We start from the raw sequence: 19,490 nt of genomic DNA, 5'->3' as shown, positions 1-19,490 counted from the left end.
AATAATGAATAATAAGTTAAAAAATCAGATTGGGCTTTGGAGCGCAGCTTTATTTACAGGTTTAGTCGGAATTATAAATTTATTATCGGCTGTCACACCTAACTTATACGGGCGAAATCAATGGTTAAAAGAATTTTTTCCCTTTGAAATTCGCGCCACTGGACATATATTCGCAGCCCTAACTGGGTTTGTTTTACTAGCATTAGCTACAAACTTATTGCGGCGAAAAAGAGTTGCTTGGTTGCTGACAATCGGCTTACTAATTATTTCTATTTTTAGCCATTTACTGAAAGGTTTAGACTATGAAGAAAGCTTGATATCTGGAATTTTGTTGGTGCAATTAATTCTCATGCGCCATGTTTTTACAGCACAATCAGACCGTCCATCAGTCGCGCGGGGAGTGCGCGTGTTGTTTGGTGCTTTGTTATTTACCTTGGCATACGGAGCAATCGGTTTTTATTTATTAGACGGCAAATTTTCCGAAAATTTCAATTGGCGCGATGCCATACTTCAGACTTTGGCAATGTTCTTCACTGAGGATAATTGGGGTTTGCAACCACAAACTAGATTTGGGGAATTTTTTGCAAATTCTATTTATGTGATTGCAGCTAGCACAATAACTTTTGCGATAGTCATGCTTTTACAACCAGTTTTTGTGCATAGTTCGGCAAATGCAACCGAGCAGAAAAAAGCCAAAGAAATAGTACAGCAATATGGATGTTCTTCTTTAGCAGCGTTAACACTTTTAAACGACAAGAGTTATTATTTTAGTCCTTCTGGTCGGAGCGCGATCGCTTACGTTCCTAAAGGACGCGGTGCGATCGCTTTAGGAGATCCCATTGGCCCCATTGAAGACCGCGCCGAGGTGATTGTGAGTTTTCAACAGTTTTGTCAGCGTAATGATTGGTATCCTGCTTTTTACCAAACTTTACCCGACGAGCTTGAGCTTTACAAATCTTTGGGATTTAAAGCATTGAAAATTGGCGAAGAAGCGATCGTTGACTTAAAAACTTTTACTTTACAAGGCAAAGCTGGTAAAAACTTTCGACCTTCAATCAATCGTTTGACTAAATTAGGATACCGGATCGAGTTTTATCAACCACCAATTACCGATGACTTGTTGCATCAAATCAAAGCTGTGAGTGATGAATGGCTGAAGATGGTACAAGGTTCCGAGAAACGCTTTTCTCTAGGTTGGTTTGATGAAGCTTATTTGCGAAATTGCGAAATTGCTGTGGTGCATACTTCCGACGGTCAAATCGGTGCTTTTGCCAATCTTTTGCCAGAGTACCAGCTTAACGAAGTCACTATTGACATGATGCGACATCGCCAGTCGCTTGAAAATGGCACGATGGACTTTTTGTTTGTTTCCATGCTTCAGCATTTTAAAGAGGAAGGCTACGATAGCTTCAATTTCGGTCTTTCTGCCCTTGCTGGAGTTGGTGAAACTCCGGAATCACGGCGTTTAGAGAGGGTATTGCACTATCTTTACGAACATTTAAATCGCTTTTACAACTTTAAAGGTTTGCACGCATATAAAGAAAAGTTTCGCCCTTGTTGGCAATCACGTTATCTGATTTACCCCAATATAGCTGCCTTACCCGATGTAGTCGTGGCATTGATTCGTGCAGACTCAGGCGATCGCCTCCTCGATTATTTCAAACCTGGAGCTTAAAATTCATGCAGATTTAGGAAATTCTAATTACATTCGCAAGGTAAAACAATCTTAACTATAGTTTGTCGCCCTGGAATGCTATTGATAGTAAATTTACCATTATATAATTTCACGATATGCTGCACAATACTCAGCCCCAATCCAGAGCCTTGTTGTTCGTATGACTTGCGATTGAATTGGAAAAAAGCTCCAATTTTTTCAATCTCCTGAACTGTCATTCCTTTGCCATTATCAATTATATACAAACGAAATTTATTATTATTCACACTACAAATTACTCGAACTTCACTACTTGGTAAAGAAAATTTGAAAGCGTTATCGATTAATTCCTCTATAATCGAACTCAACTTTTCTTCTGGGATTTGAACAATAGATGCTTGCAATTCGAGTTTTAAATCTTTTTCTCTATCTACTTCTTTAGCTTTTTGCAGAGAAACTGCATTAATAATTGTTTGAGCTATACATTTAACTGATTTTTCTTGAAGCTGACGAACTTTTTCCGGCTCTCTTGCTATTAATTCCAGATTACTATAAAGTAAAAATCTTTGGGTTAATCTATATAATCTATTGGCAGAAGTATGAATTAATTCGGCAATTTCAATTTCTTCAGATTCATGAATCTTGCCACAATTATCTAATAATAACTGTGACATACCGAGAATACCATTTAAAGGAGTATTCAGTTCGTGAGGCAAGGAGTGAGCAATATTCATGCGTAGTTCATCTAGTTGAGCTTGAGATTTACGTTTAACTACAGCTTGTTTCTCTAGACGAGTCGATATTGCATTTAGTAATTCTTCCGGCGTAAATGGTTTTGTCAAATAATCATCGGCTCCAAACTCCATACCCTGACGAAAATTTGAGCGATCGGCTTTAGCTGTGACAAATATTAAAGGAATATTGGCAGTTGCTTCATGTTGACGCAGAGCAGACAGTACGCTATAGCCGTCCAATTCTGGCATCATAATGTCACAGATAATCAAGTCTGGTAATTTTTCTTTGGCAATTTCTAATCCAATCTTGCCATTCGGAGCGATTAAAGTTGCAAAATCAGAAAGTTCTAAAATCTCTTGAATATTTTCCCGAACTTGATGTTCGTCTTCTACGATCAAAATTGTGTACATTTTAATTTTTGCAAGATAAATATATTAGTTTTTTATGTCTATAAATAAAATATTCATTATGCAAGTAATTTCATCGATTAAAGTAGACTGCTAGAGATTTAGTTCCAAGTAGTATCTCGTTGTTTATTTTTCCCAAAATTATTTATAACCGACACATAGGATACTCCCAAGCGAACAAATCTATACAATTGTTTAAAATCCGGCAATAGATTAAAGGCGCAAGGTCGTAGCACTACTTAATTACAAATTGTGATGATTTGCTAAATAGGTGGACATAATTAAATGTAAAATGTCAATCTGTGAAACCCTATTATCAACTGGCTTTTCCCTTCTGCCTTCTGCCTTCTGCCTCCTGCCTTCTACTTATTAGTGGCAGTTCTACTCTAAATGTTGTACCCGATCCAACTTGACTAGCAAAAGTAATTCGTCCTCCATGCAGGTCTACACACTTATTGACAATTGTCAATCCTAATCCAGTGCCTGGAATTGTGTCAACGTTACTACCTCGATAGAAAGACTCAAATAAGTTCTGTCCATCCTCTGGTGAAATACCAATACCTTCATCTTTAATGAGAAAAACTGCTATTTTTGCTGCAACTAATAAATCAATTTGAATATTACTGTTAGCGTCAGAATATTTGACAGCGTTTGAAAGTAAATTGCTGAGGATTTGTCGCAAAAGCTTCGTGTCCATCCGAGCTACGAAGTTATTACCTGCTGAACTACTCAAGTATTGGGGAGAGAAGGCTAAAGTATGATTGGGAGCGCTGAGTTGTATTTCTTCTACCAACGAACGACAAAAATCAACCAAATTAATATCAGTAGGAGCGAATGCTAATTTTCCAGCTTCAGCCTTATTAATGAGCAAAATATCATCTAAAAGTTGAGTTGTGTGTTGAACATAGGTTTGAATGCATTGGAGATGTTTTTGCTTTTGTGCTTCATCTAGTTTGTGGCTAAAACTTTTTAAAATTCCCGCAGAAGAGGCAATCACAGCTAAAGGAGTGCGGAACTCGTGGGATGTCATCGAAACGAAACGAGATTTTAACTCGCTGAGTTCTTTTTCTTTTGCTAAAGCTTTACAAATATCTTCCTCGGCTTGTTTGCGTTCGCGTAACGCAGCTTGCTGTTCGCGGATGTCTTTAACTACACCAATAGAATAAATCGGCTTACCGATGATGTCTCGAATCAGAGAAACTGTGAGATTGATCCAAATTAAATTTCCATTTTTATGCAAACAACGTTTGTCAATTGAGAATGTTTCAACTTCTCCTGCAATCAATTTTTGTAAATTATTTTGATGACATTCTATATCTTCTGTATAAGTAATATCGAGATAGTTTTTGTTCAGTAGTTCTTCTTGGCTGTAACCTAAAATTTCGCACAATTTCTGATTAACTTTGAGAAGCTGCCCATCCAAAGTTTGGAGTTTAATTCCCACCGCTGCTTGATTAAAAATAGCTCTTAGCTCTGCCTCACTTTCTTGCAGTTCTAAAGTGCGTTGCTCAACCCTAGCTTCTAAATCTCGATTGAGTTGTTGGAGAGCTTCTTGCACCCGTTGTCGTTGCAGTTCGGCAGATGCTCTAGCTGCAAATACTTTGAGAATTCCTTCAAATTTGTAGGGGTCAGGTATAGGCTTTTCATCTACAATGCATAATGAACCAATGGGATTACCAAAATCATCGCTCAAAATAACTCCCATCGAACTGTCGGCTTCCATTGCAGCCCATCTTTCAGCAGTAGGGAAAAGTTGCTGAATTCCCGAACAACAGTAGTACGCTCCTTGCTTGAGCAAGATTTCACAAGGCGTTGATGTTGGGTCGTAGCAAATATTAGGCTGTAACTCCCCATCAGACCAAAATCCTAAAGTGTTGACTTGTCCATCAATTAACTCTGTCACTAAAGTATGACGGACATCTAAAGCAGAAGAAATGTACTCAACTAATGCCGGGAAAAAATCATGTCCTGTGGTGGAAGCTGTGCTTTCGATCAAACTTTGCAAAGCGATTTCAGCTTGCTTGCGTTCTGTAATATCTTCAGCAATCCCAGTGATGCGGTAAACTTCTCCCTGCTCGTTTTTGATCGGGAAGGTACGGCTGCGAATCCAACGGATCGCCCCATCTGGTCGGACAATTCGGTATTCTTCATCATGTTCGCCTTGGGTTCGTTTTGGTGTCTCTGCAATGAAGCGCTGGCGATCGCTAGGATGAATTGCTTCTAAAAAGGTGTCAGATGATGCATAAGCCTCTTGTGTAGAACGTCCCCAGATTTCCTCAAAAGCGGGACTGACGTAAACAATTTGGCGAGCATCTTTTTTAATATCGTCGATCCAAAATGTACTCTTAATATTTTCTGTGAGTAAGCGGAATTTTTGTTCGCTCTCTCTCAGTGCAGCTTCAGCTTGTTTGCGATCGCGCAGTGCAGCTTGCTGTTCGCTAACATCATTCAAGACAATCACCGCATCTGTAACTCGCCCCTCGCGCCAAATCGGCCCGGTTTGACATTGATAATAGGTGAAAGATCCATTCGCTGACACTACACGGATTTCATAACTAACAACTTCCCCGCGAGCGAAGACATTTTCTAAAGCAGAACGCTGAATTTGACAGTCTTCAGAAAATACATATTCATCAATATTACTTCCTATAATCTCCTCAATTGATAAGTTAAGCATTGCTTGGTTAATAAATAAAATCTTCCCCTGACTATTAATCATTGCCACAACACTAGGAGTACTCTTCAACAAAGAGCGAAGCATTGCTTCAGACTCGGCCAAGGCGATTTCTATTTGCTTATGTTCTGTAATATCAATTCCGACTGCAACAGCAGCTGTATTGTTTTGATATTTTTGAGCTACGAGCAAATAATTATGTATTACGCCATTAACTTGAGAATCAATAACGCTAGAAGCTACTAAATCTTGACTAGCCAAAAAGTTACGCATCAATTCTGTAAACTGCTGGCTATTTTGCATGAACCCCAATTCTTGACCGATAAAAGCATTAGTAGTCAAGTTAAAACTTTCAGCTAAATGGCGATTAACTCCTAAATAATATCCATCTGTACTGACCCAAGAAACAAAGCCAGGTACTGCATCTAAAACAGTTTGTAATTGCTCTTTTGCTTGTTGGAGATTTTCCTTGGCCTGTTTGTATTCTGTAATATCTTCTGCAATACACAGCAAATATTCAGGTTGTTGATATTTATCATATAAAGGTATTTTAGTCGTATGCAAAATTTTTCTGCCACAGTTGGGTATGTCAATAAATTCTTCAGAAATATCTTGAAGCATACTGCTAGAAAAAACTTCTCGGTCTTGTTGGCGAAACAAATCTGCTTGGGTTTGCGGGAAAAATTCGTAATCTGTTTTGCCAATAGCTTGTTCGGCTGTGATGCCAAATATGCTCTCGCAGGTATGATTCCAGAGTTTGAATGTCCCGAAACTTTTTGGATTGGCATCTTTTACAAAGACTGCAACAGGGAGATTATTAATCATTGATACCAGAAAGTTGCGAGTTTGCTGAAGTTCTTCTTGGGCTTTTCGACTTTCTGTAATATCTATGCCTGTACAGACAACATACTCAACTCGATCGTCACAATTCAGTAAGACATTATTTGACCAAGAAATTAAGTGGCGATCGCTCTGTTTAGTTTCTAAATAAGTTTCGTAACGTTTGGGAAAATCTCTCTCTAGCAAATTTGCAAAAGCATCTTTTATACATTCTTTTGTTTCAGGTATTAGGAAAATATCCCAGAGAAACTTTCCTTTGACTTCAGAGAATGCATACCCTGTAATTTGTTCGCAAATATGATTAAAGCGCACAATTCTACCCTGACAATCCAGCACAATTACTAGAGCATCTGCTAAATTCAAAACAGCAGAAACAAAGTTGCGTTCTAATCTTAGTTCTGCTTCGATTCTCTGGCGTTCTGCAAGTTTAACTCGTGCATAATTGTACAGTCCTGCTTGATGAATAGTGACAGATAGCAGACTTGCAGGAGTAACTAATCCGATTACTTTTCCTTCCTCTCCTAAAATAGGCAAATGGCGAATACGATATCGCTTGAGTAAATTTAAAGCAGTAAAAACATTTTTAAACTCTGTCATCTTCAGCGTTACTAATTCTTTCGTCATCACTTCAGCAATAGTGAGATTTTCTAAACTCTTTCCTTCTGCTGTCAGCTTAATTAAGTCTCGCTGTGTAAAAATACCTACTAACTGTGAGTTTTCCATCACTAGAACACAACTATCAGCTTGAGGTGTGATACTGCCAACTTCTTTAATCGAATCTTCTAAGAATTTGCCATTTTTGATTGACCAATTACCAAAATTTTTTTGTGCTTGATTTATGAGAGTAACTACATCTATAAGTAGAATTTTAGAGCTAACAATTAGAGGATGACGAATAATAGTATGTTGTAAATCTTCAATACTGAGAGAGTTAGTAATCATTATCGATATAAGTTTTGAATAAACTTGCTATTCATCAAGGAATAAACCAATATTATTGTTTATTAAAATTTAAAAATCATCAGTATTTATCAGGAGCTTGCAGATTGCGATCGCTGTGTTGAGCAATATTTATTAGTTGCTGATGACACCAGATAAAAACTTAGAGACTATTGATAAAGTAAATCTGAAGTAGGGGAGGCAAAAAGCGGCGTGGATATTCCTCCCGCTTTATTGCCGTTGTGTTATGGCTTTAGCCTAACGCACCGCTATCTAAATGGTGCGTTAGGCATTTTTCAAGTATTTTTCATGAAAAATTATGTTGAAATCTGTGCCTAACACACCCTACAAGAATTTTGTTTTTACTTTATAAATGACCTCTTATTCTCGACCTTTAAAATTAATTTGCCATTTCTAAATAACCAAGAATATTATCTCAAGACAGGACAAGCGATTTATTTGGGATGAGTGTTGTAAATAAATTTGTTATTTAGTTTTTACACAAAAAATAGAGTCAAAGTAGGAATTTTATTACTAAATAATTTGAGCGTGGCGATCAGTTTAATCTTTACTCTCATAAGCTGTTACGCTTTGAAATTGCACATTGACCAAAGTTGACTGTTGACAGTCAGCGGTCAACAACCACTAATCGAGGCAGATCGCAGCAATATTACTGTTGAAGATAATCATCCAAAGGGTACTATCTTTACAGTATTCCTGAAATATTAATGAAGAAGAGACACAAACAGAAGTTGCCAAGAGAAGCTAGTTGCTTGCGGGGTTCCCCACCCTTGCAAACTCCAAGAGATGCGAGGACGCGGAGACTTGGAGAGATTTAAATCATAAATAATTATTCAAACTTGATATAAACTATCCTGCTTAAAGTTGTTTACAGTCATCAGTCAACAATCAACAATCAATGGTGAACTCTACTCTCGTAACCACACTCTATGTCAACCCAGTAACAGGGAATGATGCCAATGATGGTTCGCGGTTGAGTCCGTTTAAAAGTCTCACCCGTGCTTTAAAAGCAAATAAAACACCCGCGATTATTCAGCTAGCATCTGGGATTTACAGCAAAGCCAGCGGTGAAGTGTTTCCACTGGTTATCCCTGCGGGAGTAACTATAGTGGGTAACGAAGCTACCAAAGGTGCAGGGATTTCGATTTCGGGGAGTGGTGAGTATTCTAGTCCTAGCTTTGGAGTGCAAAACATGACGCTGCTACTGCTGGGTGATGCCAGTTTAGTAGGTGTGACTGTTACTAATCCCATAGCAAAAGGCACTGGTGTCTGGATTGAATCGGCAGCCCCCAATGTGGCTAACAATACTTTCAGCAACTGCGGCCGAGAAGGCATATTTACAACTGGTACAGCTAAACCCGCAATTTTAGATAATTTATTTGTGCAAAACGCCGCCAGTGGTTTAATGATGGCGCGTAATAGTAAGGGAGAAGTACTGCGGAATGTATTTCAAAAAAATCCTTTGGGTATAGCAATTAGTGACTTTGCTGCCCCTTTAATCGCAAATAATAAATTATCAGATAACCGCTCGGCGATCGCACTTTCTCGCGATGCCCGCCCTGTGCTGCGGAATAATTTAATTGCCAATAATACTCAAGGTGGATTGTTAGTGAATGGCAATGCAGTCCCCGATTTAGGTAGCAACCAAGATGCCGCTGGCAATATTTTTCAAGGCAATGGCGAATTTGATTTGCAAAATGCCACCTCAGTGCAGCTAGTTTCAGCAGGCAATCAGTTGAATCCTACCCAAGTCAAAGGACAGGTAGAATTTATTGCTGCCATAGAAGACAATCTCCAACAAATCTCGATTGGTACTAGTTTTGCTGACTTGATAGGGCATTGGGCGGCAGCTTTTGTGGAAGCGCTAGTAAGTAGAGGTGCAATTAGTGGCTTTCCCGATGGCACTTTCCGCCCGGATGCCCCGATTAACCGCGCCCAGTATGCCGCTATTATCGCCAAAACTTTTCAGCTGCCCCCAAGCAATAAAAATAAATTTCCCGATGTCAAATCAGATTTTTGGGCAGCAACAGCCATTGCTAGTGCGGCTGAGAGTGGCTTTATTAGCGGCTTCCCCGATGGGACGTTTCGACCGGGGCAAAATTTGACGAAAGTTCAAGCAATAGTATCGATAGTGAATGGGTTAAAGCTGAGTGGCGGCAATCCCAATTTATTAACTGTATATCGCGATCGCGCTCAAATTCCCAGTTACGCCACTAATGCTGTAGCAGTTGCTACACAAAAACTGTTAATTGTCAACTATCCGCAATCAGACCTATTAGAACCACTACGAGATATTACTCGTGCTGAGGTGACGGTATTAATTTATCAGGCATTAGTAGCCAGCAGCAAAGAAAAAGCGATCGCTTCAGCTTTTCTTGTCAGCCCTGATGTCGATATTCCTTCTTTTAGCGACCTCACAGGACATTGGGCAGAACCGTTTATTCGGGGATTAGCCAGTATGAATTTAACTCATGGTTTTGCTGATGGTAAATACCAGCCAGATAAACCTATGACTCGCGCTCAGTATGCGGCTTTAATCGCCGTTGCCTTTAACCCTACACCCAAACGCCTAGCACCTGATTTTACTGACGTACCGAAGAATTTTTGGGCTTATGAGGCTATCCAAATCGCGGCTAGCGGCGGCTTTGTCAGCGGCTTTAGCGATCGCACTTTTCGCCCCGATCGAAATGTGCAAAGGCTACAAGCGATCGTATCCCTAGTCAACGGACTTGCCTTGCCAGCAGTAAATAGCAATATCTCACTTCCCTATAGCGATAGTAATGCGATCCCCGACTCCGCTCGGAAAGCAGTGGTGACAGCCACACAACAAAAAATCGTTGTCAACTATCCCGATCCCCAGCAGCTAGCGCCTACACGAGAAGCCACACGCGCCGAAGTAGCAGTAATGGTTTATCAAGCATTAGTTGCGATCGAGCGATTGCCAAATATTAATTCACGATATATTGTTTCGACAGTCGGCAATTGACCAAGTAAAATGAAAAACATTATTTATTCAATAGGAAACTCTTGGTAACAAATCCTATAGCTAAAAACACGCTAGGCTATAGGCGGCGGGTAGAAAATTTATACCTACTGCCAGAAGCCAATAGTTCAATGTCAAAATCAGCTCCAAAAACCTCCGCTGACTTGGCAGCAGCCTTGTTAGTTCACTATAGTTTTGACCTCAGTGGGTACAGTGCCAGTGAGTTAATTAACCGTTGGCAAGTCCAATACCCAATTGACTGGCTGCATCTTGCAGTGATTGAGGCATTGTATCAAGGTCGCTATAAAGGTATCTCAGTGCAGCAAATCTTAGCGTTTTGGCTGCGGCGGGGTCAGGCTACTTATCATTTCAATATGGAATTTGAACGTCTGATTTGTAGCAAATTTCCTGAGAGCCTAACAGCATTGGCTGCACCAGTACTACCGCCTGCTAAAAAAGACATTATGTTTGAGACAGTCAGCAATTCTCAATCATCACCAGCGCTGGACGATGCCTCACCTGCGGCGGTTGACAATGAATGCGAGTATCAAACTGCAAGCTTACAATCGAGGCATGAAGAAGAAGGCAAGCGAGTAGAAAGCATTTTGGCATCTTCCACTCTCAGTCATATTCCTGCTGCTAAAAAGCTGAGTTCAAAAGAAATAAATTTCTTATTGCAGAACTCTCCTCCAGAGACAAAATCGCTGCCCTCCGGGTTTAGCAGTGACGCTCAAGAACTCGCTAACGCTGCGCTAACGGCGCAAAGTAAAGCTACTGCATTGGTGAAGCAGTCAGAAAAAGAGGGTTTCCAAGCTACTTCCTACCTGACAGGAAAGCGTTCCGCCTACAACGGGGGGAAACCCGCCGACGGAGTGGCTCCCCCAGAGGAACCGCCGAAAGGCTTTGCAGACTTAAAGCAAGGGGCATCCAAGCCTGCTTTACCTCCTGCTGCCAATCATCCTCCTATTGAGCAATTTACCCCAGAAACAAGCGATCGCTCTGAGTCATTCACATCAAAACTCAAAGCCATATCTAACGAAAACCAATAACGCATCTACCGAATTGAAAGTGCTGAGTGCTGAGTGCTGAGGTAAGAGTATTTTCTTTACTAGATATTCAGATTGTTTTACTTCTGACAACTGACTCTTGGAAAGACTTAGGTTAATCGCGTCTCTACGACAACCGAATTCTGCTATAGGACTAGTATTTGATTTTTGAAAAAACTCAGTACTCTTTAAAAAGCCTTCTTTCTTGTTCCCTATTCCCTGACTACGTAGATTGTTTCAGAAATCAAACCGGATTCCTATAGATATCTTTCAACTTATTCCATAACTCTAATGCCGGAATTTGACAAACACCAGCAAATTGAGCATCTGCTATCTCGATCGCAATCCATTCTCCACTTTCTAGTTGTCCAATATCAATTGCTACATAAGGAACTCTCAGACGTTCAGCAGCTAAAATTGCCAAGTTTAACACTTGCTTTTCTTCATCCTTGGATAACTGACTGAGATCGTCTTTGCCATCCCAATAATATCCATATTTGAGAATTTGCCGATTATAAATAAAGCATCTAAATTCTCTGCCCATAGGAAAACCATTAGGAGCTAGGCGTTGGTGTCGCAGCTTCACTAACTTTCTGACAATAACTTTGCCCCGCGAGCCATATTTAAGTTTTAATAACCATGCGGTTAATCTCATCAATTCTTCTTGATTATTCGTTACACAAGACTCCCATCCTTGTTGTTTTTGCGATTGAACTGCGCCTTTAAGAAATACAGGATATCCTAATAATTTACCAGCCTGAATACATTCATTTGTCGATGTAATAATTACACTCTCACGTGTTAATTCTTTTAAATGGGGATAAAATAAATCGAACTCCAACGCTGTTCGATGTTCTAAAGGAGTATTTAGTAGTTTGATGCCCTTAGCCAAAGCAGCTTGATATATCGCTTCGTACCGCTCTAATTCAGAAATATATCCCACCCAAATACCAGCCGTATCTTTCGCAAATTTAGGAATATGCCATAGAGCATTTTCTGCATTGCCACAACGTTCAAAATCTCGCAGTATATAGTAAACTTTACAGCCCAATAATTCGGCTGCTTCAGTCATGAATTTATTTTCCCTGGCGCTAGCAGATTGTTCTATTTGTTCTATCGATTCACTTAAAACAATCATCAATCTATCAAATAACTCGACGTTCAAAAAAAGTGGGCAATGCCCACTCTTCTAAATTTATCCCTTCACGCAAAGAACTTGCTTGAGTGTGGCCACAACCTCAACTAAGTCTGACTGATTTTCCATCACTTGTTCTATCGGTTTGTAAGCGCCAGGAATTTCATCTAAAACGCCAGTATCTTTGCGGCATTCTACACCTTTGGTTTGTTCAATTAAATCATCAAGTGTATAGACATTTTTTGCCTTATTTCTAGACAATAAACGTCCTGCTCCATGACTGCAAGAACAAAAACTGTCGGTATTACCTTTACCTTTGACGATGAAAGATTTCGCCCCCATCGAACCAGGGATAATACCATAGTCTTCAGTCTGGGCGCGTACTGCACCCTTGCGGGTAACATAAACATCTTCGCCAAAATGTACTTCTTTTTCGGCGTAATTATGATGACAATTTACTTCCAATAAAGGTTTAGTTGCTTTACCACCTGCCAGATGTTTTTCCACAATGTGCTTGAAACGTGCCATCATCACATCGCGGTTGAAACTTGCATAGTCTTGCGCCCATTGCAAATCGTTCCAGTATGCTTGAAATTCAGGAGTACCAGCTACAAAGTGAGCTAAATCTGGGTCGGGTAATTTATTACCTACCATCTTGGCTAATTCTTTGGCTGTATGAATATGGCATTGAGCGAGATTATTACCAATGTTGCGCGAACCTGAATGCAACATCAGCCAAACTTGGTTCTCTGTATCGAGGCATACTTCAATAAAATGATTTCCTCCGCCGAGAGAACCCATCTGCTTCATCGCTTTACCTTGCAAATCTTGTACGCCTCGATGCAAATCTGGAAAATCACGCCAGCGTTGCCAGTTGGTGACAGATTTTTCAACGTCTTTATTTTCGTTGAATCCGGTAGGAATTGCAGCTTCTAGATCCAAGCGAATTTTCTTAAGCTTGCCTTCAAGTTGTTCTGCGGTAAATGGTGTTTTAATAGCACACATCCCGCAACCAATATCTACACCTACAGCTGCGGGAATAATTGCTTCTTTTGTTGCTAATACAGAACCAACTAAAGCACCTTTTCCTAAGTGAACATCTGGCATCAAAGCTACATGTTTAAATACAAATGGTAGCGATGCTACATTCTTTGCCATCTTGGTTTCTTCATGTCCCAAAGGATGATTTGCCCAAGACAAAACGGGTGTTGGTGTGGTAATTTCTAACTTTTCGTAGGGCATAATTTTCTCTAGTTTGGATGATTAAAATAAAATTCGAGTTTAAACGCTGAATATAGCGTTTTATCAGTAGCTAGTTATAAAAATTTAAATTTTGCACAATATTTGCAGTTAATCCTCTAAATTTTTGTCAGGTAGAATTACTATTCCTACAGGTAGATATTGTATATTACAAATGTACTACAAAAGATTTCGAGCGTCAATGCGATCGCTCAACAAGCGATACATTAAAATTTGTAAATAAAAAGACCTGATTAAAAACAGTTCATTTATGGCAGTGCGTCAAAATACAATCTGGGAAAATTTTCTTTCCCCGATGGTGCGTTTTTTGATCGATGAGGAGAAGTGGCGGCGTTATGCGGCTAGTATCGACTGGGAAAAACAGAGCGATCGCTTTCGGCGGTCTGATATTATAGTTCCCTCATACTACAGTAACCAAAATTTTCACGGCATTGAGGGCGGATATCTCAACCCAGAAGCGGCGGTTTCCTATGACCCAGTTACTCAATATCTGCTGCCACCGAACGAAATTGTAGTTCGTCAAGCTTTGATTGATACGGTCAAAGTACACCCGCGACGCATACTTGATTTAGGCTGTGGTACAGGTTCAACTACCTTGATGTTGAAGCAAGCTTTCCCACAAGCAGAAGTCATCGGTTTAGACTTATCTCCTTATATGTTGGTGAGGGCAGAAGATAAAGCCGAAAGTGCTGGTTTAGAAATACTCTGGCGACATGGAAATGCTGAAAAAACCAACTTCCCCGACGTTGCTTTTGACTTAGTCACAGCTTCTTTGCTGTTTCACGAACTACCGAGTACAGCATCCCAGGCAGTTCTGCAAGAAAGTTTCCGGTTGCTGGTATCTGGTGGACAAGTATTGATTCTTGATGGCAATCAAAAGACTTTACGTCAGTTAGAGTGGCTCAATGATATTTTTGAAGAACCTTATATTCGTGAGTACGCCGCGGGGAATCTAGATGCAATTATGGATGCGGCGGGCTTTGAAGCAGTACAAACTCAAGATGTTTGGTGGATAAATCAGGTAACTAGTGGCATTAAACCCATTCCTGGCACAGATGTAACTATTCAAAAGAAAGTACGACGGTACACGCCAACATCAATCGATAGCACAATAGATAATAATGATTTGGAGGGCTTAGGTTCTCCAGTTTTTGGCATAACGGCATGAGTTTAAAGGTAGTTCTGTTTGATTTCAATGGTGTCATCATTAAAGATGAGTCTATTCACCTGCAACTAATAGATGAAATTCTGATTGAGGAAAATCTTCAACTTCAAAAGGTGAGCGAACGTCAAGCTTCTCTGGGACGTAGCGACCGCGCTTATTTTCAAGAACTGCTCGCTAATCGCGGTAGAGTAGCTACAGAAGAGTATTTAACTCAGTTACTGAAGCGCAAGGCACAAGCCTATGCACAGGAAATAGAAAAACTTGAAAAACTGCCTATATACTCAGGTGTAGAAGACTTAATATATCAGGTGCGATCGCGGAATTTGAAAATAGGGTTAGTCAGTGGGGCAATTGGCAAAGAAATAGAACTGGTACTCAACGGCGCTAAACTGGCTGAATATTTTCAAGTTATCGTGTCGGGTGATGATATTACCAACAGTAAACCCAAACCCGATGGTTATCTTTTGGCAGTCGAACGCCTGAATCAAGAATATCCCCAATTAAATCTGCAACCCCAAGAGTGTCTAGCAATAGAAGATACTCCTGCTGGCATCCAAGCGGCGAAACGAGCTAACATGCAAGTCGTTGGTGTAGCGAATACTTACCCATTCCACATGCTCCAGCGTTGCTGTAATTGGACTGTAGATTACTTGACTGATTTGGAATTAGAACGGGTACAGGAAGTCTATTCGCAAAAAGAGGTTCAGCCTACAGTAAGTGAATGTTAGAATATCATCTGATAGTGAGATGTTGAGTTAGTAAGACTCAGCACTGATTAAGGGGAATTAGCTCAGCTGGTAGAGCGCTGCGATCGCACCGCAGAGGTCAGGGATTCGACTTCCCTATTCTCCATATGTACATTAAATAATTATTGTCACTTTTAAAGAATTATTGTCCAATTTTACGAAGATAAGGAACATAAGTTACGTATTTTCCTGACTTACAGCGATCAATCCAGTTTTAAAGAATTATTGTCCAGAGTTGAAACCAGTTTTAAAGAATTATTGTCCAAAATTAGCCTATTAAACTCGTCAAAATATATGTTCTCTGATTTAATTTGTGTTGTGACAGAAAGCCCAAGCTTCTTGAATTACAAGACTAGCTATAAAGTACTTTATTTTGGAGTCTAATTATAAAAATCTACTACCTCTCCTTTTGCTGTTTTCATCCAAGCAGAGGCTCCATTACTATAAAATAGCTGCGTTTTACGTGCGATCGCAGCGCTCCTTTCAAACCACCCTAATACAGAATTATATAACTAAAGTAGTGTCTTCAACAAGAAGAACTTCAACCCACTACCTAACGTAATGGCTTTGGAAAGCCAGAAATAGTGCCGCCTATTTTCAAATCTATAACTTTCAACCCACCACCTAACGTAATGGCTTTGGAAAGTTTAAGTTAGCAAGTTTAGAAAGGTTGAGTTCTCATTCTTTCAACCCACCACCTAACGTAATGGCTTTGGAAAGCGAACATCCCCAGCGATCGCTGCAATGCAAAATCAAATCTTTCAACCCACCACCTAACGTAATGGCTTTGGAAAGCCCAGCATGGCGACGAGAATATATTTACAAATCTTCCCTTTCAACCCACCACCTAACGTAATGGCTTTGGAAAGATTTTTTTAGCACTTTGGTTTCATCCGAATTCCACTTTCAACCCACCACCTAACGTAATGGCTTTGGAAAGTCATCTGCGGCTCAGATACAGATGGTTGGGGCGGTTCTTTCAACCCACCACCTAACGTAATGGCTTTGGAAAGCCTACCACTGAAAACTCTTGCCAACAATGGTTTTTGAAGGCAAATATGGCACGCCTTCTTTAACTACTATTTTCTACGGTCAATGAATAAAATTTTATTCATGACTAAAACAGTAATACCCAGTGCAAACAATAGTTTTAGGTATTTGGCAGCACCCCAGGGATTTTGCCCCCGCTTTGGCTTGCCAAAAATAAAAATTAGGGGGTAGTTTGTTCGATAGCCACCATAACGGTATACCCGTACCCTTACTTTGTTGTAAAGTAAGAGGTAATGATCTTCCTCGTAAAACCAAAATCTTAGATTTCAGTAGTACAGGCCGCTCTGGCACGTAACACCAAGCTAAAAAAGTTTGATGTCAAGAGCTAAGGCTCTGGGCTGTTTGGAACCCTAACACCTTATACTTCCCATGCGTCTCGGTGCGAGTCCTTTCTCATCTAAAAGCAGCATTTACTTACCCAAACAATTACTGCTAACAAACATTTAGATGAACGCACAGGTAGAGTTGGCAGCTACCAGGGTCAGAAAGAAAACACTTTTGCAAGCGTCGTTAATAAACTAACCCATTCTTACAGTATCTAAACAAAGGGGTTATACTGTCGCATCATAGTAGATGGCACCGATTTATTAAACTAGATGTTACAACATTTAGATAGAAATTTATCTACCAATAGTATGAATTTTGCATTACTAAGCAGACAATGCTAAATCTCTCGCTTTTTCTTGAAGAGTACCATAAGATGCCTGTGTACCAAATTTAATACTAATTTTTAATTCAGCAGCTTTTGATTTTATAGATTCTTGAAGCCTGCTGTAGCTCCAATTGTGTATCTGGAGATTATATTCCTTCACATATATTTCTTGTGCATTGATATTGCCTGGAAATTTAGTTTCTGCCTTTGCTTGAATTGCGCTAGTACGAATTTCCCTAATGCCTTTTAATCCAGGTAATACAATACGCCCAGCCTGATATTCTTTAGCGACTTCCACTATTCGTTTTGCCAGCAGACTATCAACATATTCTCCTAGCTTGGCCTCCCCTAGATGACATGGAGAATCTTTTTTCTGAGCTTTTTCTCTCTCCTTACGAAAATGAACTTGTTGTCTTCTTCTACGACTTAACAGGGGAAAAGCATCGCCTAGTAGCTCTTTGACCGTTTTACAGGCGAGTATTTTTTTAGTATTGGCATCAACTACAACAAGTGTTACTAATTCAACAGGATGTAAACTAACACCAACAATTATATTAGATTGACCTTGATAAGCCGATTTACTAGGACGAACAAATGAATTCTTCAGTCGAGACAACGAAGATTTATTTTTATTCAGTTTTTTTTGTTGTTTACTATCGAGGTTTTCATTACTTTTTGCTTCATCTACTTCTTTTTGAACCTTATCAGTCTTTTCTTGTCTCACTTCCTCAGTACCCTCTGCTGTTAATAAACGAGCATCATAGGTACAATGCAGGGCTAATTTATGGACTTTCCACGGTTCACCCTTACCTTTCCCTTCTTGCCATAATAAATGTGCAGAACGTAGTGTAACCAAGCTACCAGAAAGCTTTTCTTCTTCCTTTTCACTTGCTTCTAAAGCTTTGTAATCTTCTAAAAAGCGTTTAAAAAAATGAAGTTGGCGTTTATTACAACAAATTTGAAAGTGGTATTGAGACCAACCATTAAAATAAACAAAAATCTTTTCTTTTTCATTTTTGTACCAACTTAAATCGCCAGAACCATAATTTATTGGGTATGGTAGATTTGATACTTTTTTCAAAAAAGTAGCTATCCATTGTGCAAATTCTTCATTATCTTGGGGTACTTGATTCATTAAATTGTTAAATGCTTGGCTATATTGTGTTCCTGTTATATCTCGACCATTAGGTAATCGAGTATTGTGTAGCTGTTCTTCTAGACGCTTAATCTCTACTTGCTTTTGAGTGCGACGCTTTTCTAATTTTGTTATATCTTCCTCTAGGTCACTAACTTTATTATTATTTTTTATCAGGTAGGCAACTGCACATTTAGTTAGAATATCCTGGGCTGATTTAGAAATTTTATATAAAATATCAGTTAATGCTTCTGGAGGATTTTTATCTATATTTTCTTTGGAGGCTTTATTTTTAGTTGCTTTTATTTTTTTATTATTACTTTCTTCACTCTGTTTTGTTGATGACCTGTTTTTCTTTGTATTCGTATTATTAGAAATTGATTCTAATAATTTTTCTGGGTGGTTCAGGATTTCTTGCGCTTTACATCGTATAATCTGTAAATCACATTGACTTTCTTGCACAAGTTCAGCATCACTTTTAAGTATATTGTTAAGAAAGTATTCTTTACCTTCTTTCTGCTTTTTTCTTTTTTGATATAACGCAAGCCATGAGGAATAAACCTCTGTTACTAAGGAGTCTGCTGATGACTTCAGACGGCCTGACTGTTCTTGAAAATCAGAATTATCTGTTAGAGGTTTACGTAATTCTGTGATTTCTTTTTTAGTTATTGTTCCATTTTCTTTATTGACTTCAAATCCTGGTTGCTCACTTACAAGTTTCAATAGTTGAACAATCAGAGGAGTATTTGTTTGGGTCATTTCTTCCCAAACTTTACGAAGTACATCTTCGCTAGCGTGTAAATAGCATCTAATGGTTCTATGAATTGCAGACGTAGATTTGCTATTACTCTTGCGGCTCATAGTAGCAACCTTTCCGTAAAACAAATAATTTCTTATTGGTCTTTGCCAGATAACGATCGCCACTTCTTGACGCGATCGCCATACACAAATCTCGTGACTGTTGTACTTGTTCAACAATGTTTTCAATCTACCATAAAAACATTGCCACACATTGTTAAACATTATTGAGCCTTGTAAAAAGGTTGTG

General features: G+C 39.3%; 10 protein-coding genes, 1 tRNA gene, 1 pseudogene and 1 CRISPR repeat array. Of the genes and pseudogenes, 7 read left to right on the top strand and 5 right to left on the bottom strand.

From position 1 onward, the window contains the following. Positions 1-4 precede the first annotated feature (4 nt). Complete coding sequence (locus I8752_RS30595) at positions 5-1,675, top strand: phosphatidylglycerol lysyltransferase domain-containing protein (RefSeq protein ID WP_214435940.1); 1,671 nt, start codon at positions 5-7, stop codon at positions 1,673-1,675. A gap of 23 nt (positions 1,676-1,698) precedes the next feature. Here the strand turns inward: I8752_RS30595 and I8752_RS30590 are convergent, their stop codons facing one another. Beyond that, positions 1,699-2,799, bottom strand: coding sequence for a hybrid sensor histidine kinase/response regulator (locus tag I8752_RS30590; protein WP_214435939.1), 1,101 nt, complete (start codon positions 2,797-2,799; stop codon positions 1,699-1,701). A gap of 313 nt (positions 2,800-3,112) precedes the next feature. After that, on the bottom strand, positions 3,113-7,252 hold the full coding sequence (locus I8752_RS30585) for a PAS domain S-box protein (protein WP_214435938.1): 4,140 nt from the start codon (positions 7,250-7,252) through the stop codon (positions 3,113-3,115). A gap of 916 nt (positions 7,253-8,168) precedes the next feature. Here I8752_RS30585 and I8752_RS30580 point away from each other — a divergent pair. Both I8752_RS30580 and I8752_RS30575 read left to right on the top strand, forming a co-directional pair. Beyond that, positions 8,169-10,256, top strand: a complete 2,088-nt coding sequence (locus I8752_RS30580; RefSeq protein ID WP_214435937.1) for an S-layer homology domain-containing protein — start codon at positions 8,169-8,171, stop codon at positions 10,254-10,256. A 128-nt stretch (positions 10,257-10,384) separates the two neighbouring features. Then, positions 10,385-10,703: pseudogene (locus tag I8752_RS30575) on the top strand (hypothetical protein); the annotation flags it as partial. Between the two features lie 840 nt (positions 10,704-11,543). On the opposite strand, the gene I8752_RS30570 reads toward I8752_RS30575, so the two are convergent. Together I8752_RS30570 and I8752_RS30565 are read right to left on the bottom strand one after the other, a co-directional pair. Beyond that, complete coding sequence (locus I8752_RS30570) at positions 11,544-12,437, bottom strand: ATP-grasp domain-containing protein (protein ID WP_214435936.1); 894 nt, start codon at positions 12,435-12,437, stop codon at positions 11,544-11,546. Between the two features lie 57 nt (positions 12,438-12,494). Next, positions 12,495-13,676 carry an RtcB family protein gene (locus I8752_RS30565; RefSeq protein ID WP_214435935.1) on the bottom strand — a complete coding sequence of 394 codons (1,182 nt, stop codon included), beginning with the start codon at positions 13,674-13,676 and terminating at the stop codon, positions 12,495-12,497. 268 nt (positions 13,677-13,944) lie between these two features. Here I8752_RS30565 and I8752_RS30560 point away from each other — a divergent pair, with 268 nt between their 5' ends. The 3 genes from I8752_RS30560 (at position 13,945) to I8752_RS30550 (ending at position 15,711) form a co-directional block, all read left to right on the top strand. Continuing rightward, on the top strand, positions 13,945-14,862 hold the full coding sequence (locus I8752_RS30560) for a class I SAM-dependent methyltransferase (RefSeq protein ID WP_214435934.1): 918 nt from the start codon (positions 13,945-13,947) through the stop codon (positions 14,860-14,862). Beyond that, entirely contained in the window at positions 14,859-15,587 is a 729-nt protein-coding gene (locus tag I8752_RS30555; protein WP_214435933.1) for an HAD family hydrolase, read from the top strand. The genes I8752_RS30560 and I8752_RS30555 overlap by 4 nt, the downstream gene beginning before the upstream one ends. Positions 15,588-15,638: 51 nt before the next feature. Continuing rightward, positions 15,639-15,711, top strand: a tRNA-Ala gene (locus I8752_RS30550). A gap of 432 nt (positions 15,712-16,143) precedes the next feature. After that, positions 16,144-16,618: direct repeats of the CRISPR family, unit length 37 nt; unit sequence CTTTCAACCCACCACCTAACGTAATGGCTTTGGAAAG. Positions 16,619-17,305: 687 nt separating this feature from the next. Here I8752_RS30550 and cas12k read toward each other — a convergent pair. Then, complete coding sequence (gene cas12k / locus I8752_RS30545) at positions 17,306-19,303, bottom strand: type V CRISPR-associated protein Cas12k (RefSeq protein WP_214435932.1); 1,998 nt, start codon at positions 19,301-19,303, stop codon at positions 17,306-17,308. Here cas12k and I8752_RS30540 point away from each other — a divergent pair. After that, positions 19,262-19,471, top strand: a complete 210-nt coding sequence (locus tag I8752_RS30540) for a hypothetical protein (protein ID WP_214435959.1) — start codon at positions 19,262-19,264, stop codon at positions 19,469-19,471. The two genes, cas12k and I8752_RS30540, sit on opposite strands and share 42 nt — an antisense overlap. The last annotated feature ends 19 nt before the right edge of the window (positions 19,472-19,490 follow it).

It is taken from the genome of Dendronalium phyllosphericum CENA369 (assembly GCF_016056275.1).
Classification (GTDB): domain Bacteria; phylum Cyanobacteriota; class Cyanobacteriia; order Cyanobacteriales; family Nostocaceae; genus Dendronalium; species Dendronalium phyllosphericum.
This window is presented reverse-complemented; position numbering and strand designations above follow the sequence as displayed.